At 72.2% G+C, this 16,851-nt stretch carries 15 protein-coding genes; 4 read left to right on the top strand and 11 right to left on the bottom strand.

The features are described 5' to 3' along the window. Positions 1-29 precede the first annotated feature (29 nt). The 3 genes from WFI16_RS18515 to WFI16_RS18505 all read left to right on the top strand — a co-directional run bounded on the left by WFI16_RS18515 (position 30) and on the right by WFI16_RS18505 (position 3,426). Positions 30-815, top strand: coding sequence for a transporter substrate-binding domain-containing protein (locus WFI16_RS18515; protein ID WP_419899330.1), 786 nt, complete (start codon positions 30-32; stop codon positions 813-815). A gap of 71 nt (positions 816-886) precedes the next feature. Then, positions 887-1,897, top strand: coding sequence for a zinc-binding alcohol dehydrogenase family protein (locus tag WFI16_RS18510; protein ID WP_419899329.1), 1,011 nt, complete (start codon positions 887-889; stop codon positions 1,895-1,897). 5 nt (positions 1,898-1,902) lie between these two features. After that, complete coding sequence (locus WFI16_RS18505; protein ID WP_419899328.1) at positions 1,903-3,426, top strand: UxaA family hydrolase; 1,524 nt, start codon at positions 1,903-1,905, stop codon at positions 3,424-3,426. A 16-nt stretch (positions 3,427-3,442) separates the two neighbouring features. On the opposite strand, the gene WFI16_RS18500 is transcribed toward WFI16_RS18505, so the two are convergent. From WFI16_RS18500 to WFI16_RS18465, 8 genes are all read right to left on the bottom strand, one after another. Then, on the bottom strand, positions 3,443-4,795 hold the full coding sequence (locus WFI16_RS18500) for a hypothetical protein (protein ID WP_419899327.1): 1,353 nt from the start codon (positions 4,793-4,795) through the stop codon (positions 3,443-3,445). A 131-nt stretch (positions 4,796-4,926) separates the two neighbouring features. Then, positions 4,927-6,420 (bottom strand): glycerol-3-phosphate dehydrogenase, encoded by a 1,494-nt coding sequence (gene glpD, locus WFI16_RS18495; RefSeq protein WP_419899326.1) that lies wholly within the window; start codon positions 6,418-6,420, stop codon positions 4,927-4,929. Next, positions 6,420-7,241: a phosphonate ABC transporter, permease protein PhnE gene (gene phnE / locus WFI16_RS18490; protein ID WP_419899325.1), complete on the bottom strand. Its 822-nt coding sequence runs from the start codon at positions 7,239-7,241 to the stop codon at positions 6,420-6,422. The genes glpD and phnE (WFI16_RS18490) overlap by 1 nt, the downstream gene beginning before the upstream one ends. Before the next feature lie 5 nt (positions 7,242-7,246). Then, positions 7,247-8,044: a phosphonate ABC transporter, permease protein PhnE gene (phnE, locus tag WFI16_RS18485; protein ID WP_419899324.1), complete on the bottom strand. Its 798-nt coding sequence runs from the start codon at positions 8,042-8,044 to the stop codon at positions 7,247-7,249. Beyond that, positions 8,041-8,835 carry a phosphonate ABC transporter ATP-binding protein gene (gene phnC / locus WFI16_RS18480; protein WP_419899323.1) on the bottom strand — a complete coding sequence of 265 codons (795 nt, stop codon included), beginning with the start codon at positions 8,833-8,835 and terminating at the stop codon, positions 8,041-8,043. The genes phnE (WFI16_RS18485) and phnC overlap by 4 nt, the downstream gene beginning before the upstream one ends. A gap of 14 nt (positions 8,836-8,849) precedes the next feature. Next, positions 8,850-9,947, bottom strand: coding sequence for a phosphate/phosphite/phosphonate ABC transporter substrate-binding protein (gene phnD / locus WFI16_RS18475; protein WP_419899322.1), 1,098 nt, complete (start codon positions 9,945-9,947; stop codon positions 8,850-8,852). After that, the gene (locus WFI16_RS18470; protein WP_419899321.1) at positions 9,944-10,783 is read right to left on the bottom strand and encodes an HAD family hydrolase; all 840 of its coding nucleotides are present in this window, start codon (positions 10,781-10,783) and stop codon (positions 9,944-9,946) included. Before WFI16_RS18470 ends, phnD begins: the two co-directional genes overlap by 4 nt. 49 nt (positions 10,784-10,832) lie before the next feature. Continuing rightward, positions 10,833-11,624 (bottom strand): DeoR/GlpR family DNA-binding transcription regulator, encoded by a 792-nt coding sequence (locus tag WFI16_RS18465; protein WP_419899320.1) that lies wholly within the window; start codon positions 11,622-11,624, stop codon positions 10,833-10,835. A gap of 202 nt (positions 11,625-11,826) precedes the next feature. Between WFI16_RS18465 and WFI16_RS18460 the strand changes: the two genes are divergently transcribed. Continuing rightward, on the top strand, positions 11,827-12,810 hold the full coding sequence (locus WFI16_RS18460) for an NAD(P)-dependent oxidoreductase (protein WP_419899319.1): 984 nt from the start codon (positions 11,827-11,829) through the stop codon (positions 12,808-12,810). Between the two features lie 12 nt (positions 12,811-12,822). Here the strand turns inward: WFI16_RS18460 and WFI16_RS18455 are convergent, their stop codons facing one another. The 3 genes from WFI16_RS18455 to pdxA all read right to left on the bottom strand — a co-directional run bounded on the left by WFI16_RS18455 (position 12,823) and on the right by pdxA (position 16,805). After that, positions 12,823-14,907 carry an HWE histidine kinase domain-containing protein gene (locus tag WFI16_RS18455; RefSeq protein ID WP_419899318.1) on the bottom strand — a complete coding sequence of 695 codons (2,085 nt, stop codon included), beginning with the start codon at positions 14,905-14,907 and terminating at the stop codon, positions 12,823-12,825. A gap of 174 nt (positions 14,908-15,081) precedes the next feature. Then, on the bottom strand, positions 15,082-15,810 hold the full coding sequence (locus WFI16_RS18450; RefSeq protein WP_419899582.1) for a pyridoxine 5'-phosphate synthase: 729 nt from the start codon (positions 15,808-15,810) through the stop codon (positions 15,082-15,084). A gap of 5 nt (positions 15,811-15,815) precedes the next feature. Further along, complete coding sequence (gene pdxA, locus WFI16_RS18445) at positions 15,816-16,805, bottom strand: 4-hydroxythreonine-4-phosphate dehydrogenase PdxA (RefSeq protein ID WP_419899317.1); 990 nt, start codon at positions 16,803-16,805, stop codon at positions 15,816-15,818. Positions 16,806-16,851 lie beyond the last annotated feature (46 nt).

The following is a 16,851-nucleotide window of genomic DNA, read 5'->3' as shown; positions in this document are numbered from 1 at the left end:
GCGCCATCTCTCTGCTGGAGGAACCAAGAATGAACCGTCGTACCCTGCTCGCCGCCGGCACGGCCCTGGCCCTGGCGCCGCTGGCCCGCCCGGCCCTGGCCGATGCGCTGGACAGCATCCGCGCCCGCAAGAAGCTGCTGATCGCCATCGACCTCGGCAACCCGCCCTTCGGCCAGTCGGATGCGCAGATGCAGCCGACCGGCTCCGACGTCGAGACCGGCAAGCTGCTGGCGGCCGACTGGGGCATGCCGATGGAGCTGGTGCAGGTCACCGGCCCGAACCGCGTGCCCTTCCTGCTGACCGGCAAGGCCGACATGGTCATCGCCTCCTTCAGCGTGACGCCGGAGCGCGAGAAGGTCATCGACTTCTCCGCCCCCTACGGCGTCATCCAGATTGTCGTCGCCGCCAAGAAGGGCGTCGAGATCAAGGATCTGGCGAGCCTGGCCGGCAAGCGCGTCGGCACCACCCGCGGCAGCTCCAACGACAAGGAGTTCACCGACCGCAACACCGGCGCGCAGATCATCCGCTACGATGATGACGCGACGCTGATCACCGCGCTGGTCTCCGGCCAGGTGGACATCATGGCGACCTCGCCGCAGGTCATGCAGGCGGCCAATCAGCGCCACCCGCAGGCGCCCTTCGAGGTCAAGATCACGCTGAAGACCAACAACTACGCCATCGGCATCCGCAAGGGCGAGACCGCCCTGCAGACCGAGCTGAACAGCTGGATCAGCGCCAATCTGAAGAACGGCAAGCTGAACGAGATCTACAAGAAGTTCCTCGGCGTCGACCTGCCGCCGGCGATGCTCGCCTGATTGCCTGCCCGGCGCCCGGCCTCCATGCCGGGCGCCTTCCAATTTTCCGCTGACCCTGGAAAGAGATTCCGATGAAGGCCTTGATCTGCGACGAGCCCGGCAAGCTGTCGATCATCAGCCGCGCCGAGCCGAAGCCGGCCGCCGGCGAGGTGCTGGTGCGCATCCGCCGCGTCGGCATCTGCGGCACGGACTTCCACATCTTCCAGGGCAAGCACCCCTTCCTCGAATATCCGCGGGTGATGGGGCATGAGCTGTCCGGCACGGTCGAGAGCGCCCCGGCCGGGAGCGGCCTGCAGGCTGGCCAGAACGTCTATATCGTGCCCTATCTCTCCTGCGGGAAATGCGTCGGCTGCCGCAAGGGCGTGACCAATGCCTGCCAGAACATCCGCGTCCTCGGCGTCCACTGCGACGGCGGCATGGCCGAATACCTGTCTGTGCCGGCGCAGAACGTCGTCCCGGTCGGTGACACCTCGCTCGACGATGCGGCGATGATCGAGTTCCTGGCGATCGGCGCGCATGGTGTGAAGCGCGGCGGCATCACGGCGCAGGACCGCGTGCTGGTGGTGGGCTCCGGCCCGATCGGCATGTCCGCCATCATCTTCGCCAAGGCGCGCGGCGCCCATGTCACGGTGATGGACATGCGCGAGGACCGGCTGGCCTTCACCCGCGAGCAGCTTTCGGCCGATGCCATCCTGCTGGCCGATGCCGACGCCGAGAAGAAGGCCGCCCGCCTGACCGATGGCGATTTCTACGACGTGGTGATTGACGCCACCGGCAATCGCGGCGCCATGCAGCGCGGCTTCGGCTTCGTCGCGCATGGCGGACGCTATGTGCTGGTCAGCGTCGTCCGCGAGGACATCACTTTCAGTGACCCCGAATTCCACAAGCGGGAAACCACGCTCTTCGCCAGCCGCAACGCGCAGCCGGACGATTTCACCGAGGTGGTGAAGCAGATGCAGGCGGGCAAGGTGCCGACGCGCGCGCTGAACACGCATCGCGGCCCGCTGGACGAGGCACCGAAGCTGTTCCAGGACTGGCTGCGGCCCGAGGCCGGCGTCATCAAGGCGATCCTGGAAGTCTGACGCGCATGACGGAACCCCGCACCCTCCGCCTGAACGCGGCGGACAATGTCGTCATCGCCATCGACGCGCTGGCCGAAGGCATGCAGGCCGCAGGCGGGGTTTCTGTCAGCGGCCGCGTGCCGAAGGGGCACAAGCTGGCGGTGGAGGCGATCGCCGAAGGCGCACCGATCCGCAAATTCGGCCAGATCATCGGCTTCGCGGCGAAGCCCATCGCGGCGGGCGACTGGGTGCATGAGCACAATGTCGTCCTGCATGATTTCGAGCGCGACTATGCCTTCGCCACCGAGGCCAAGCCGGATGAAGGCCTGCGCCCGGGCGAGGCGCCGGCGAGTTTCCAGGGCTTCCTGCGTCCCGGCGGGCGGGTGGGGACGCGCAACTACATCGGCATCCTCAGCTCGGTGAACTGCTCGGCCACCGTGGTCGACTTCATCGCCGAGGAGATCCAGCGTTCCGGCATTCTCGCCGACTATCCGAATGTCGATGGCGTGGTGCCCTTCACCCATGGCACCGGCTGCGGCATGGCCTCGAAGGGCGAGGAGTTCGACCTGCTGGCGCGCACCCAATGGGGCTATGCCAGCCATCCGAATTTTTCCGCCATCCTGATGATCGGCCTGGGCTGCGAGGTCTTCCAGATCCCACGCCTGAAGGCCGCCTATGGCATCGAGGATGGCGCGCATTTCCAGAGCCTGGTGATCCAGGAAAGCGGCGGCACCCGCAAATCCATTGAAGCCGGCGTCGCGAAGATCAAAGAGATGCTGCCGCTGGCCAACCGCTCGGTGCGGAGGACGGTGCCGGCCTCGGCGCTGACGCTCGCGCTGCAATGCGGCGGCTCGGATGGCTATTCGGGGCTGACCGCCAATCCGGCGCTGGGTGCGGCGGTCGACCTGCTGGTGCGGCATGGCGGCACCGCGATCCTGTCGGAGACACCGGAGATCTTCGGCGCCGAGCATCTGCTGACGCGGCGTGCCGAAAGCCGGGAGGTCGGGCAGAAGATCGTCGACCTAATCGAGTGGTGGAAGGACTATGCCGCCCGCGCCGGCGGCGAGCTGAACAACAACCCGTCGCCGGGCAACAAGGCGGGCGGGCTGACCACCATCCTGGAGAAGTCGCTGGGCGCGGCGGCCAAGGGCGGCACCTCGACGCTGCGCGGCGTCTATCGCTATGCCGAGCGGATCGACCGCGCCGGCTTCGTCTACATGGACACGCCGGGCTATGATCCGGTGGCCGCGACCGGGCAGGTGGCGGGCGGCGCCAATGTATTGTGCTTCACCACCGGCCGCGGCTCGGCCTATGGCTGCAAGCCGACGCCCTCGATCAAGCTGGCGACCAATTCCGACCTCTACCGCCGGATGGAGGAGGACATGGACATCGATTGCGGCGACATCCTCGACGGCGTCTCGATCGAGGAGAAGGGCCGCCAGATTTTTGAGCATGTCCTGGCGGTGGCTTCCGGGCAGCGCAGCAAGTCGGAACTGCTCGGCTACGGGCGCAATGAATTCGTGCCCTGGCAGATCGGCGCGGTGATGTGAGGCCGGCGCCGGGGGGTCAGCCCCCCGGCGGCTGGTCCACCAGCTCGACGAAGGCGGTCAGCAGCGGCGGCATCTCGGCCGCCGGCACCGGCAGCTGGTCCGCCTCGATGCGCAGCTCGTCGAGGAAGCTGCCGCCCTCGGTATAGAGCGCCAGGCGCAGCGCCTCGCCCTCGACCTGCGGCACGCAGACCACCTTCTCGCCGCGCGCCTCGTCGCGGGCGACGGCGACGAAGGTGCGGATCTCCTCGATGCCCTCGCTGCGGCTGCCGGCCTCGGCCAGGAAATCGGCGATCTCGGCGCCGGTCTCCGAGGCCGCGACCAGGCCGAGCGGCACGCAGCCGCCGCTGCTCTCGAAGACGCCGGCGCGCCAGCGGTCGAACAGCTGCATGCGGGCGTGCTGGGCCGGTGTCAGCTCGGGCTGCTCGCCTTCAGGCGGCTCTTCCGGCGCCTCGGGCAGGCCGTTCAGCACGACCTCCTCCCAGACCGGGATCTCCCAGTCGATCTGCAGGCCGAGCAGCAGCGCGAAGTCCTGGCCCTGCAGCGACGCGGCCGGCGGCATGTCCTTCGGCGACCGGCCCTCCAGCATGTCACGCAGCACGCGGCGCAGCGCCACCGGGGAGAGGGCGGCCAGACGCTCGGGCGCGCGCCATTCGGGCAGGAAGCGGATTTCCAGCGCCTCCTCCAGCAGCCCGGCGGCGACCATGCTGGCGCCGATGGCCTGCGGGTCGGGCAGCGGCCCGGGCTGCAGCGCCACCGGCAGGGCGACCAGCGAGGCCCAGCCGGAGGGGCCCAGCTCGGCGCCCTCGGCGAGCGTCAGCAGGCTGGCGGAGAAATCCTCGGCCGCCTCGTCGCCGAAGCGGTCGGCGATCTTGCGGCGGGCGACGTCCAGCACGCCGTCGCGGCCGGCCTCCAGCAGCTCCTCCGCCAGGTCGTCGAACTCGGCGCCGCCGCCATCGCCGAAGGCGCGGGTCAGGCGGTCGGCCGGGCTGCCGGTGATCCGCGCCGCGCTGGGGCGGGGCCGGGCCTGCTGCGGGTCGATGCCGAGGGCCTTGAGCGCCACGTCGCCCTGCAGCAGGCGGTCGCGGTCGCGCCAGGCCAGGCGGTTGGCCTGGCTGTCCTCGCGCCCGTCCATGTAGCGGCGGAAGGCGCCGCGGTCGGCGCGCTGGGCGAAGATCTGCACGCCCTCGCGGGCCAGCACGGCGGCGGCGGCGCGGTTGGCGGCGTTGACGCTGTCAGGGTCGGTCTGGCCGGGCCGCAGCGTGTCGAGGCTGTCGGCATCGGGATAGATGGTGAAGAGGATGGCGCCCAGATCGGGGGCGAATTCCTCGGCCAGGGCGGCGGCCTGCGCCGCGGCATCGTGATCGGCCATAGGGTCTGTCCTGCGCTTTGGCCGAACCTATGGCCCTGGACGCAGCGATGCAACATGGCGGCCCCGTGGCGGCACCAGGAGAGGCGCCCCGGGGGATGTCGCACCCCCGGGGCCGTCCTGATCGCCTGCCGTCAGGCGGCGACCTGCAGCGCCGCGAAGGCGCTGGCGAAGTCGTCGCGCTGCTGCGGGGTCATGTGCAGCCCGCGCTTGGTCCGGCGCCACAGCGCATCCTCGGCCGAGCGCACCCATTCCTGCGTCACCATCCAGTCGAGCTCGCGCTCGGTGATGCCGCCGCCGAGGTCGCGGCCGAGCTCCTCCGCGCTGCGCGCCGGGCCGAGCACCGCCGGCAGGTCGCTGCCGTAGCAGTGGAACAGGCGGCGCAGCTGATCGCCCGGCAGGAAGGGATAGCGGGCGGCGAAATCGGTCAGCAGCGCCGTCGCGTCGCGGCCGCCGAAATCGCCGCCGGGCAGGGCCGGGCCGCTGGTCCAGGCCGGGCGCGGCTGGCCGAGGGCCTGGCAGAGCTGCGTCGTCGCATCCTCGGCCAGGCGGCGGAAGGTGGTGATCTTGCCGCCGAAGATGGAGAGCATCGGCGCGCCGTCGCGGTCCAGCTTGAGCACATAGTCGCGGGTGACGGCCGAGGGATTGTCCGCGCCGTCGTCATGCAGCGGCCGCACGCCGGAATAGGTCCAGACGATGTCGGCGCGGGTCACCGGCTTGCGGAACTGGCGCGACACGGCGCGGCAGAGATAATCCTCCTCCTCCGCCGTGCAGCGCGGCGGGCCGGAGGCCGGGTCGTGCGGCACGTCGGTGGTGCCGATGAGGGAGAAGCGGCCCTCATAGGGGATGACGAAGACGACGCGGCGGTCGTCATTCTGCAGGATATAGGCCTGCTCGCCGTCATGCAGCGCCGGCACCACGATATGGCTGCCGCGCACCAGGCGGACGCGGTCGGGCGCCGGCACGCCGGTCGCGCCCAGCGCCTGCATCACCCAGGGGCCGGCGGCATTGGCGATGGCCCTGGCGCGGATCTGCGTCTCCCGGCCGGCGGCGTCGCGCAGGGTCGCCGTCCAGCCTTCGGCGTCGCGCCGGGCGGTGACGAATTCCGTGCGCACCATCACCTGCGCGCCGCGCGCGGCGGCGTCGCGGGCATTGAGGATCACCATGCGGGAATCCTCGACCCAGGCGTCGGAATAGGCGAAGCCGTGCCGGGCGTCGTCGTTCAGCGGCGCGCCCCAGGGGTGCTTGCGGAAGTCGAGCGACTGGCTGGCCGGCAGGGTGACCCGCTTGGCCAGGTGGTCGTACAGGAAGAGGCCGGCGCGCAGCATCCAGCGCGGCCGCATCTCGGGCGCATGCGGCAGCACGAAGCGCATCGGCCAGGCGATGTGCGGCGCCAGGCGCAGCAGCACCTCGCGCTCGGCCAGCGCCTCGCGCACCAGGCGGAACTCGTGGTGCTCCAGGTAGCGCAGGCCGCCATGGATCAGCTTGGAGGAGGCGGCCGAGGTGGCGCCGCCCAGATCGCCGCGCTCCACCAGCGCGACGCGCAAGCCGCGGCCGGCGGCGTCGCGGGCGATGCCGGCGCCGTTGATGCCGCCGCCCACCACCAGCAGGTCGAAGGCGTCGTGCATCAGATCAGCCTCGCGCGGATGCGGGTGACCACCAGCTCGGCCAGCAGCACCACGGCCAGGATGGCGAGCAGCACGGTGGCCACGCGCTCCCATTGGAAGAAGTTGATGGCGTCGTCCAGCACGAGGCCGATGCCGCCGGCGCCGACCAGGCCGAGCACGGCGCTCTCGCGCACATTGATGTCCCAGCGGAACAGGGCGATGCCCCAGAAGGCCGGCTGCACCTGCGGCCAGACGCCCTTCAGCATCTCGGCACCCCAGCTCGCGCCGGCGGCGCGCAGCGCCTCGCGCGGGCCGTGGTTGGTCTCCTCCAGCGCCTCCGACAGCAGCTTGCCGACGAAGCCGACCGAGCGGAAGGCAATTGCGAAGACGCCGGCGGCCGCGCCCGGGCCGAAGATGGCGACGAAGAGCAGCGCCCAGACCAGCGAGTTGACCGAGCGGGACGCCACCAGCCCGAGCTGCGCCAGGGTGTTCAGCGGCCGGATGGTGCAGATGTTGCGCGCCGCCAGCAGCGCCAGCGGCACCGCGAGGAGGAAGCAGAAGACGGTGCCGAGGGTCGCGATATGCAGCGTCTCGATCAGCGCCTCATGCACCGCCGGATAGTAATGCGCGATATCGGGCGGCCACATGCGGACCAGCAGGTCGGCCATCTGCTCCGGCGCATCCTCGAGGAATTCGGGGATGATGTCGATCGAGCGGACGGCCCAGGCGACGGCGGCGACGATGACCAGCCAGACCAGCCAGCGGCTGATCCGCTGCGCCGCAGTCAGGCGGGTCCATTCGCGCCGCAGCGGCGCCACGGGGTCGGGGTGGGCGGCAGGCATGGCGTTCATCGCAGGGCGGCCCGGACACGGCCGGAGATGATCTCGGCCAGGAAGATGAGGGCGATGATGGACAGCAGGATGGCGGCGACGAAGTCGTAGTCGAAGCGCTTGAAGGCCGCGAAGAGCGTGCCGCCGATGCCGCCGGCGCCGACGATGCCGACCAGCGTCGAGTTCCGCAGGTTGCTGTCGAGCTGGTAGAGGCAGAAGCCGATGAAGCGCGAGGCCACCTGCGGCAGCACCGCATAGGCGATCACCTTCATGGCGCTGGCGCCGGTGGCGCGGATCGCCTCCACCTGCTTCATCGAGATCTCCTCGATGGCCTCGGCGAAGAGCTTGGCGATGAAGCCGATCGAGGCCACCACCAGCGCCGCCGTGCCGGCCAGCGCGCCGAAGCCGATCGCCTTGACGAAGAGGATGGCGACGATGACGTAGTGCAGCGAGCGGCAGATGGCGATCACCGCGCGCACCGGCCCGGCGATGAACCAGGGCGACAGGTTGCGGGCGGCGAGCAGCCCGAGCGGCAGCGACAGCAGGATGCCGACGGCCGAGGCCAGGACGGCGATCTGCAGGGATTCCAGCAGGCCTTCCAGCAGCAGCGACCAGCGCTCGAAATTTGGCGGCACCATGCGGGCGAGCAGCTTGCCGCCCTCGCCGAGCCCGTGCGCGACACGGTCCCAGGTCAGGCCGAGCCGGGTGCAGGCCCAGATCGTGTAGGCGGCCAGCGCCAGCAGCGCCAGCCGCATCGCCCAGTTCGGCGCGAAGGCGACGCGCCGCGGCGGGGTGGGGGAGGTGGTCGCGCTCACATCCAGTCCTCGCCGCCATAGATGGCGCGCAGATGGTGCGTCTCCAGCTGCTCCGGCGGGCCGTCGAAGATCACGCTGCCGCCCGACATGCCGACGATGCGCCGGGCATAGCGCTTGGCGAGATCGACATTGTGGATGTTGATGATGACCGGCACGCCCTCGGCCGCCGTCAGCCGGGTCAGCAGCTCCAGCACCTCGACCGCGGTGCGCGGGTCGAGCGAGGAGGTCGGCTCATCGGCCAGCAGGATGTCCGGGCGCTGCATCAGCGCGCGGGCGATGCCGACGCGCTGGCGCTGGCCGCCCGAGAGGGCGTCGGCACGGCGCGTCGCATGCTCCGGCAGGCCGACCGCGTCGAGCAGCATGAAGGCGCGGTCGATATCGGCCTGCGGGTACTTGCGCAGCCAGGCGCGCCACAGCGGCACATAGCCGAGCCGGCCGCTGAGGACGTTCTCCATGACCGACAGCCGCTCGACCAGGTTGTATTCCTGGAAGACCATGCCGATCCGCCGCCGGGCCAGGCGCAGGCCGCGCCCGCGGAGGCCGGTCAGCTCCTCGCCATGCAGCTTGATCGAGCCGCGCGTCGGCTCGACCAGGCGGTTGATGCAGCGGATCAGGGTCGACTTGCCGGTGCCGGAGGGGCCGATGATGGCGGTGATGCCCTCGGCCGGCACCGCCAGGTCGACACCCCGCAGCACCGGCTTGCCGGCCACGTATTCTTTGACGAGGCCCCGGATCTCCAGGGCGCTCGCCAGGCCGGCAGCCGGTGCCGTCGCGGTCATGGTCGCAGACATTCTTCTTCCGGCTCTCAGGGCTTCGGCGTGGCGGGGGCGGCACCCGTGGGCGCCACATGGGTCGGCGCGGCCGGCTGCTGGCTCTGGGCGCGCTTGCGGGCCTCGGCCTCCAGCTCGCGGCGGCTCTCGGCGTCGAAGGCGGCGCGGTTGTAGGGGGCGTTCACCGCATCGGCGACGGCGCGGACCGGCGCCCACTGCTCGGCATAGGTCGCCGGCCAGAAGCGGTCATTGCCGCCCAGGTCGCGCGCCATCTGCTCGGGGAAGCGATAGTCGAGGAAGCACTGGCGGATCTTGTCGGCCAGCTCCGGCTTCAGGTCGTGGGCGAGGGCGAAGCCGCTGGTCGGGAAGGGCTGGCTCTCCCAGATGACGCGGAAATTCTCGCGTTTCACCTGGCCGCGCGCGACCATGCGGGTCCAGACGTCCGAGGCGACCGGCGCCGCGTCGTAGTCGCCGGCATTGACGCCCATCACGCTGCGGTCATGGCCGCCGGAATACAGCACCTGGTAGTCCTGGTCCGGCGTCAGGCCGAGGCCGGGGAAGAAGGCGCGCGGCGCCAGGTTGCCGGAATTCGAGGTGGCCGAGGTATGCGCGACGCGCTTGCCGCGCAGATCGGCCAGCGTCTGGTAGGGGCTGTCCGCCCGCACCAGCATGACCACCTTGTAGCTCTCATAGCCCGAGGCGTCGCCCTTCACCGCGAAGGGGATGGCGCCGGCCAGGTTCACCGCGAAGGCGGTCGGGCCGGTCGAGAAGCCGGCGACATGCAGCCGGCCGGAGCGCATCGCCTCGACCTGCGCCGCGTTCGAGGTCACCTGGAAATACACCGCGCGCTTGCCGGTGCACTTGCCGAGATAGTCGAGGAAGGGGCGGAACTGGCTGGCGTAGAGCGCCGGATCCTCGACGGGCGTGTAGGTGAAGACGATGGTCGAGGGATCGCGCAGCTTCGACGGGTCGGTCGGCGCATCGGCCACCATGTCGCGGTTGGCGTCGCAATAGGCCTCGTCGAGCGCGCCGCGGAAGGCGCAGGCCTGCTGGGCGGCGGCCGGCGAGGCGACAAGGGCCGAGAGGCCGAGCGACAGCGCCAGGGCCGAGCTGGCGAGCAGGATGGTTTTCATGCGGCGGTTTCCTCCGGGACGGCGCCGCGCGCCTTGAGCAGCGCGTCGGCGAATTCGGCGAAGCCCGCGCCGCCCTCGGCGCGGGTGATATAGGCCGGCGGCGTGGTCATGCCGGCGAGAAAGGGGGCGACATTGGCGACGCCCACCGAGCAGGGCACGGCGGCGAACAGCGGCGCGTCGTTCAGGCTGTCGCCAACGAAGGCGATGCGCGGCGCGAGGGCCGCGAAATCGCCGAAGCGGGCGGCGAACAGCGCCTCGATCCCGGCGCGCTTGTCCCAGGCGCCGATCCAGGCATTGACGTGGATCGAGGAGACCTTGGCCTCGGCGCCGCCGGCGCGGAAGACGCGGGCGATGGCCTCGGCCGCGTCGAGCCCGAGCGGCCCGGCATCCTCGCAGAAGTCGATCGCCATGTCGAAGAGGCGGAAGGGCTGGTCGGCGGCGATCGCCGAGCCCGGCACCGCGGCCATCGCCGCCTCGGCCAGGGCCTCCAGCCGGGCGCGGCGCAGGCGGCGCTCGGCCTCGGGCTGCGCCTGCCAGCGCAGCATCCGCCGCGCGCCGCGGTCGAGCGCGTACCACAGCGCGCCATTCTCGCCGACCACGCCGGCCACCGGCCAGTGGCGGGCGATGGCGTCGCACCAGCCGGCCGGGCGGCCGGTCACCGGCACCACGGCGATGCCGGCGTCATCCAGCGCCTCCAGCGCGGCATAGGCGGCGGCGGGCAGTCTTCCGTCGCTGGTCAGCGTGTCGTCGATATCGGTCAGCACCCAGCGAAGCCCGGCGAGCTCGGTCTGGGGGGCCACGGCGAGAGGCCGCGGCCGGGCGGAATCTTGTGTCATATACATGTTGCACTTGCCACTATCCGATGTGGCAGGTCAAACATGTTTTTTACAGTTCCGTGGCAATGGTCAGCCGCAGCCCGCGCTGGCCCAAGGCGACGGCCAGCGGCACCGGCGGATCGGCCTCGGTGACCAGGTCGGTGATCTCGGCGGCGGGGCAGACGCGCTCCAGGAAGACCCGGCCGAATTTCGAGGAATCGACCAGCAGCACGCGCCGCTCGCCGCGCTCCAGCATGGCGCGCTTGACCCAGGCGGCGCGGCTTTCCGCCTCGCTCGGGCCTTCCTCCGACAGGCCAGAGGCGCCGATCACCGCGAGGTCGACATTGAAGCGGCGCAGGAAGGCATGCGTCTCGGCGCCATAGAGGCCGCGCTCGACCAGGCTGAGCTCGCCCGGGGCGACCAGCACGCGCAGGGATTCGCTGGCGCCGGCGGCCAGCGCCGCATCCAGGCTGTTGGTCAGCAGCGTCGCGCGCACGCCGCGGGCGGCGAGGGCGCGGGCGAAATGCGTGGTGGTGCTGCCGGCGTCCAGCATCACCACCGCGCCATCGGCGACCAGGGAAGCGGCGGCGCGGCCGATCCGGGCGCGCTCGGCCACCAGCACCTGCTCGCGCTCGCTGAGGCCGGGCTGGATGGCGGGGAGCGAGGCGGAAGCGCCGCCATAGGTCCGCCGCACCATGCCGCGCGCCGAGAGGTCCTCGATGTCGCGCCGCACCGTCTCGGTCGAGACCGCGAATTTCTCCGCCAATGTGCTGATGCGCACCAGGGGGTCGGTGGACAGCGCCTCGAGGATGGCCGCGTGGCGGGCGGGCTTGCCGAGGGCATGGGTGTTGCGAGGGGCCATGGGTTGGAACCTGCCACATTCCTCCACAGCTTCCCAGCCGGGGATGTGGGACTTTCCAAATACGCCGCCGCTTCCCGGCTGGCGCCGGCTTGGATAAGCTCGGCGCCGCAACAAAGCCCGGCCCCACAACAAAGCCCGGCCAGGGGCGACGCAGGAGGAAGCCATGCCGCAGCAGCCAGCAGCACCGGGACCGCGACGTCCGATGCGGGTCTTCCTCACCCATACCGAGGCCGAGTTCGAGGGCTATTACGGCGAGCGGGCGCTGGCGGCGCTGTCGCGCCATGCCGAGGTGGTGCGCAACACCACGGGCCGCGTGCTCTCCGGCGCTGCCCTGGCCGCGGCGGCGGCCGGCTGCCAGGCGATCGTCGCCGGCCGCGCCACGCCCGGCACGGCGGAGACCTTCGCCGCCGCGCCGGAGCTCCGCGCCTTCCTGCGCGTCGCCGTCGACATCAGCACGATCGATGTCGCCGCCGCCTCGGCCGCCGGGGTGCTGGTGACGCGGGCGACGCCGGGCTTCGTCGATGCGGTGGCCGAGCTGGCGCTCGGCATGATGATCGACCTGGCGCGCGGCACCTCGCGCTATGCCGCCGCCTACCATGCCGGCCAGCCGCCGAAGCCCTTCATGGGGCGGCAGCTCTCGGGCAGCACGCTGGGGCTGATCAGCCATGGCCGCATCGCCCGCCGCCTGGCGGCGATGGCGCGGGCGATCGGCATGAACGTGCTGGTGCACGATCCGCAGCCGCAGCCCGATGTCAGCGTCATGCGGCTGGAGCCGATGCTGGCCGAATCCGACTTCGTCGTCTGCCTGGCGCCCTCGACGCCGGAGACCCACGAGCTGATGAATGCCGAGCGCTTCGCCTGCATGCGCCCGGGCAGCTTCTTCCTGAACCTGGCGCGCGGCGAGCTGGTCGAGGATGCGGCGCTGCTGGCGGCGCTGGAGAGCGGCCGGCTGGCCGGCGCCGCGCTCGATGTCGGCCGCGCGCCGGACCAGATGCCGGCGCTGGCGCTGGCCCGCCATCCGCTGGTGGTGGCGACGCCGCATGTCGGCGGGCTGACCCGCGCCGCCACCGAGCACCAGGCGATGGACACGGTGCGCCAGGTGGCCGCCCTGGCCGAGGGCCGCCTCCCCGAGGGGGCGGTCAATGCCGAGGCGGCCTATCGCCTGGACGCCGCCGCGGCGCGCTAGGCTGCCCCGGCGCTAGCGCAGGCCGGCCAGGCTGCGGTCGTCATCGGCCGTGCCGGCGCCGCGCAGCACGCGGTCGGCGGCGATGCGCAGCCGGCAGATCAGCCCGGTCGTCTGCCATTGCAGCTCGACCTGGCCGCCCAGCTGCCGGGTGATGGTGTTCTCCACCACGCGCAGGCCGAAGCCGCGCCGCCCCGGGGCGCTGACCGCCGGGCCGTGATGCTCGTGCCAGGACAGGCTGAGCACGCCGCCCTGCACCAGCCAGGACAGCACCACCTGGCCCTGCCGCTGCCCCGGCGGCCGCGACAGCGCGCCGTGCTGCGCGGCATTGGTGGCGAGCTCGTGCAGCACCATCGACAGCGGCTGCACCGCATGCGCCGCCAGATCGACCGGCCGGCCGCGCAGCAGCACATGACCGCTCTCGACATGGGCGCCGAGCGTCTCGCGGGCGAGGGCGAAGAGCTCGCCGCCATCCCAGCGTTCGCGCGCCAGCAGGGTATGCGCGCGGGCGAGCGCCGCGACGCGCCCCTGCACGGCGGCGGCGAAATGCGCCGGATCGTCGGCGCGGCTCATCTTCAGCAGCGACTGCACCACGGTCAGCACGTTGCGGGCGCGGTGGTCGACCTCGGCGACCAGCAGCTTCTCGCGCTCCATCGCCGCCTGCGCCTCGGTCACGTCCATGACCACGCCGGAGAGCCGCAGCGGCTCGCCGCCGGGACCGCGCTCCATCACGGCGCCCTGGCTCTGCAGCCAGCGGATGCGGCCATCCGGCCAGACGGTGCGGGCGGCGACCTCGAAGACGCCGCTGCCGGCCGGGTCCCTGCCGCCCTGCATCGCCTGGGCCAGCCGGTCGCGGTCCTCGGGATGGGTCGCCGCCAGCAGGCCGGGCAGGTCGCGCAGCGTGCCGGCCGGGCGGCCATAGAGCGCCTCGCGCCCGCGCGAGCCGGCCAGGCTGTCGGTCGTGACCTCCCATTCCCAGGTGGCGATGCGGGCGGCCTTCAGCGCGCGGGCCAGCCGCGCCTCGCTCTCGGCCAGCGCCCGCTCGCGCGCGCGCAGCCTGATGCTGGCGGCGGCCATGGCGGTGCCGACGGCATGCAGCTCCTCGATCGAGGCCGGCGGGGTGACGACCGGCTCGCCGCGGCCCAGCGCATGCGCCGCCTGGGCCAGGGCGCGCACCGGCCGGGCCAGGCCGCGGGCGAAGAGCACCGCCAGCCCCGCCGCCAGGGCGATCAGCCCGGCGGCGCCCAGGCCCAGCAGCAGCAGCGAATGCTGCAGCCCGCCGTTCCGCGCCAGCGGCACCAGCACGCTGGCGCGCCAGCCGCTGGCCTGCAGCATGACATAGGCCAGCATCACCGGCTGGCCGTCCAGCGCGGTCGTCGTCCAGGTGCCGCTCGGCCCGGCACGGTTCCGCTGCGCCTCGAAGGCGGTCGGCTGTCCCAGGAAATCCCCGTGCCGCGCGCTGCGGGCGACCACGGTGCCGCTGCTGTCGACCAGATTGCCGATCCAGCCGCGCGGCAGCGGCACGCCGGCCAGCGTCTTCAGGAAGGCCTCCGGACGCAGCATCAGCCAGAGCAGGCCGCGCAGCTCGTTCTGCCGCAGCACCGGCACCGCGAGCAGCACCGCATATCCCGATTCGCCGGGCATCGGCAGCAGGTCGGAGACGGCCGGCAGGTGGTGGCGCAGCACGCGCTGCTCGACGCTGGCGATGCCGGTGGCCAGCGCCGCCGGCAGCGCCTCGCGATCGCCGACGCCGGCCAGCGGGCGCGGTGGCTGCAGGGTGACGCTGCCGCCGAGCAGCCGCGCCACCGCCTGCAGCTGCGGCCCCACCGCCTCGGCATCGAGCGGGTCGAGCGCCGGCGCCTCGGCCAGCACCTGCAGGGCGGCCAGGCGGCGGGCCATCGCCTGCTCGAAGCGGCTGGCGATGACATGCGCCTGTTCCTGCGCCTGGCGCCGCTGCAGGTCGTGCTCGGCCTCGACATAGGCATGGGTCAGCGCCACGGCCAGCAGCACGATCGGCGCCAGCAGCACGAAGCTCAGCAGGGCCAGATGGGAGGCCAGGGGCCGCCTGCCGCCGCCGCGCGCCAGCGCCGTGAGTGGCATGGCTAGCTTGCGTCCGAACGAACAACAGGGCCATCAGGCCGCGCCGCGGGACTCCTGGACGTCACCACGTCTCCCTCCGCCCGCGGCCGGCCGGGGATCGGCCGTGCCCTGCTCTGTCCCCGACAGACTGCACCGTTGCGATATCGATACGCAATGCCCGTCGACGCGGCGATGTCAGGCGAGACGCGCCCGGCCCTCGGCGATGGCGCCGCGCATGCGGGCGATGGCCGCCGGCAGGCCCTCGAAGACCGCGGCGCTGATCAGGAAATGGCCGATGCTGACCTCGACCACCTGCGGCAGCGCCGCGATGCCGACGACGCTGACATAATCCAGCCCGTGGCCGGCATGGCAGGACAGCCCGGCCGCCTCGGCAGCGCGCGCGCCCTCGGCCAGCCGGGCCAGCAGGGGGCCGCGGGCCTCCAGCGCGGCATCGGCATAGGTGCCGGTGTGCAGTTCCACCGCCTGGGCGCCGAGCCGGGCGCAGGCCTCGATCTGCGCCGCATCCGGCTCGACGAAGACGGAGACCTCGACGCCCTCGCCGGCCAGGCGGCGGATCGCCTCGCCGAGCGCCGGGCCGGCGCGCAGCACGTCGAGCCCGCCCTCGGTGGTCAGCTCCTGCCGCTTCTCCGGCACGATGCAGCAGGCGGCCGGGCGCAGGCTGGCGCAGAGGCCGACCATCTCCTCGGTCGCCGCCATCTCGAAGTTCAGCCGCAGCCCGGGCTCGGCATGGATGCGCCGCAGATCCTCGTCGCGGATATGCCGGCGATCCTCGCGCAGATGGATCGTGATGCCGTCGGCGCCGGCCGCCAGGCTGGTGCGCGCCGCCTCCAGCGGGCAGGGGAAGCGGCCGCCGCGGGCATTGCGCAGGGTGGCGACGTGGTCGACATTGACCGAGAGGCGCAGCGGCTTCACGCGGGCTTCCTTTCCAGGCGATGCGCGGCGAGCTCGGCCGCGAGACGAAGGGCGGCGACCAGGCTGCCGGCATCGGCGCGGCCCTGGCCCGCGATGTCGAGCGCGGTGCCATGGTCCGGGCTGCTGCGCACCACGCCGAGATTGAGCGTGACATTGACGCCGCCGGCCATGTCCAGCGTCTTCACCGGGATCAGCGCCTGGTCGTGATACATCCCCAGCGCCACGTCGTAGCCGGCGCGGGCATGCGGGGTGAACAGCGTGTCGGCCGGGAAGGGGCCGCGCGCGTCGATGCCCTCGGCGCGCAGCTGCGCGATGGCGGGGGCGATGATGTCGCGATCCTCGAGCCCCATGGTGCCGGCCTCGCCGGCATGCGGGTTGAGGCCGCAGAGCGCCAGGCGGGGCGCGGCGATGCCGAAGTCGCGCGCCAGCCCCGCCGCCGTCGCCCGCGCCACCGTGACGATCTTCTCCACGGTCAGGCTGTCGATGGCGCTGCGCAGCGACTGGTGGATGGTGACCGGCACGGCGCGCAGCCCGGCCGCCGCCAGCAGCATCACCGGCGGACCCTCGCCCGGCGCCAGGGCGGCCAGGAACTCGGTATGGCCGGGATAGGCGAAGCCGGTGGCCGTCAGCACGGATTTCTGGATCGGGTTGGTCACCACCGCCGCCGCCGCGCCGGATTGCGCCAGGGCGACGGCGCGCTCGATGGCGGCGATCACCGCCGGCGCGTTGCGCGGGTCGAGCTGGCCCGGCACCGCGGGCACCGCCAGCGGCAGCGGCAGCACCGGGATGGCGTCGGCGAAGAGGCCAGCGGCCTCGGCCGGATCGGCGATCGGCCGCCAGGGCGCCTCGCCCAGCAGCGCGGGATCGCCGATGTAGAAGAAGCAGGGCCCGTCCTGCCGCAGCGCCTGCCAGGCACCCACCGAAATCTCGGCGCCGATGCCGGCGGGTTCGCCCATGGTGAGCGCGAGGGGCGAAATCTGGGGCATGACAGGACCCGATCCAGGCGAGGCGACCCGCCCATGGGCGACCGCG

It is taken from the genome of Roseomonas sp. USHLN139, from assembly GCF_037145735.1.
Taxonomy (GTDB): Bacteria; Pseudomonadota; Alphaproteobacteria; order Acetobacterales; family Acetobacteraceae; genus Pseudoroseomonas.
The sequence above is the reverse complement of the archived record's forward strand: the minus strand, read 5'-3'. Positions and strand labels throughout refer to the sequence as shown.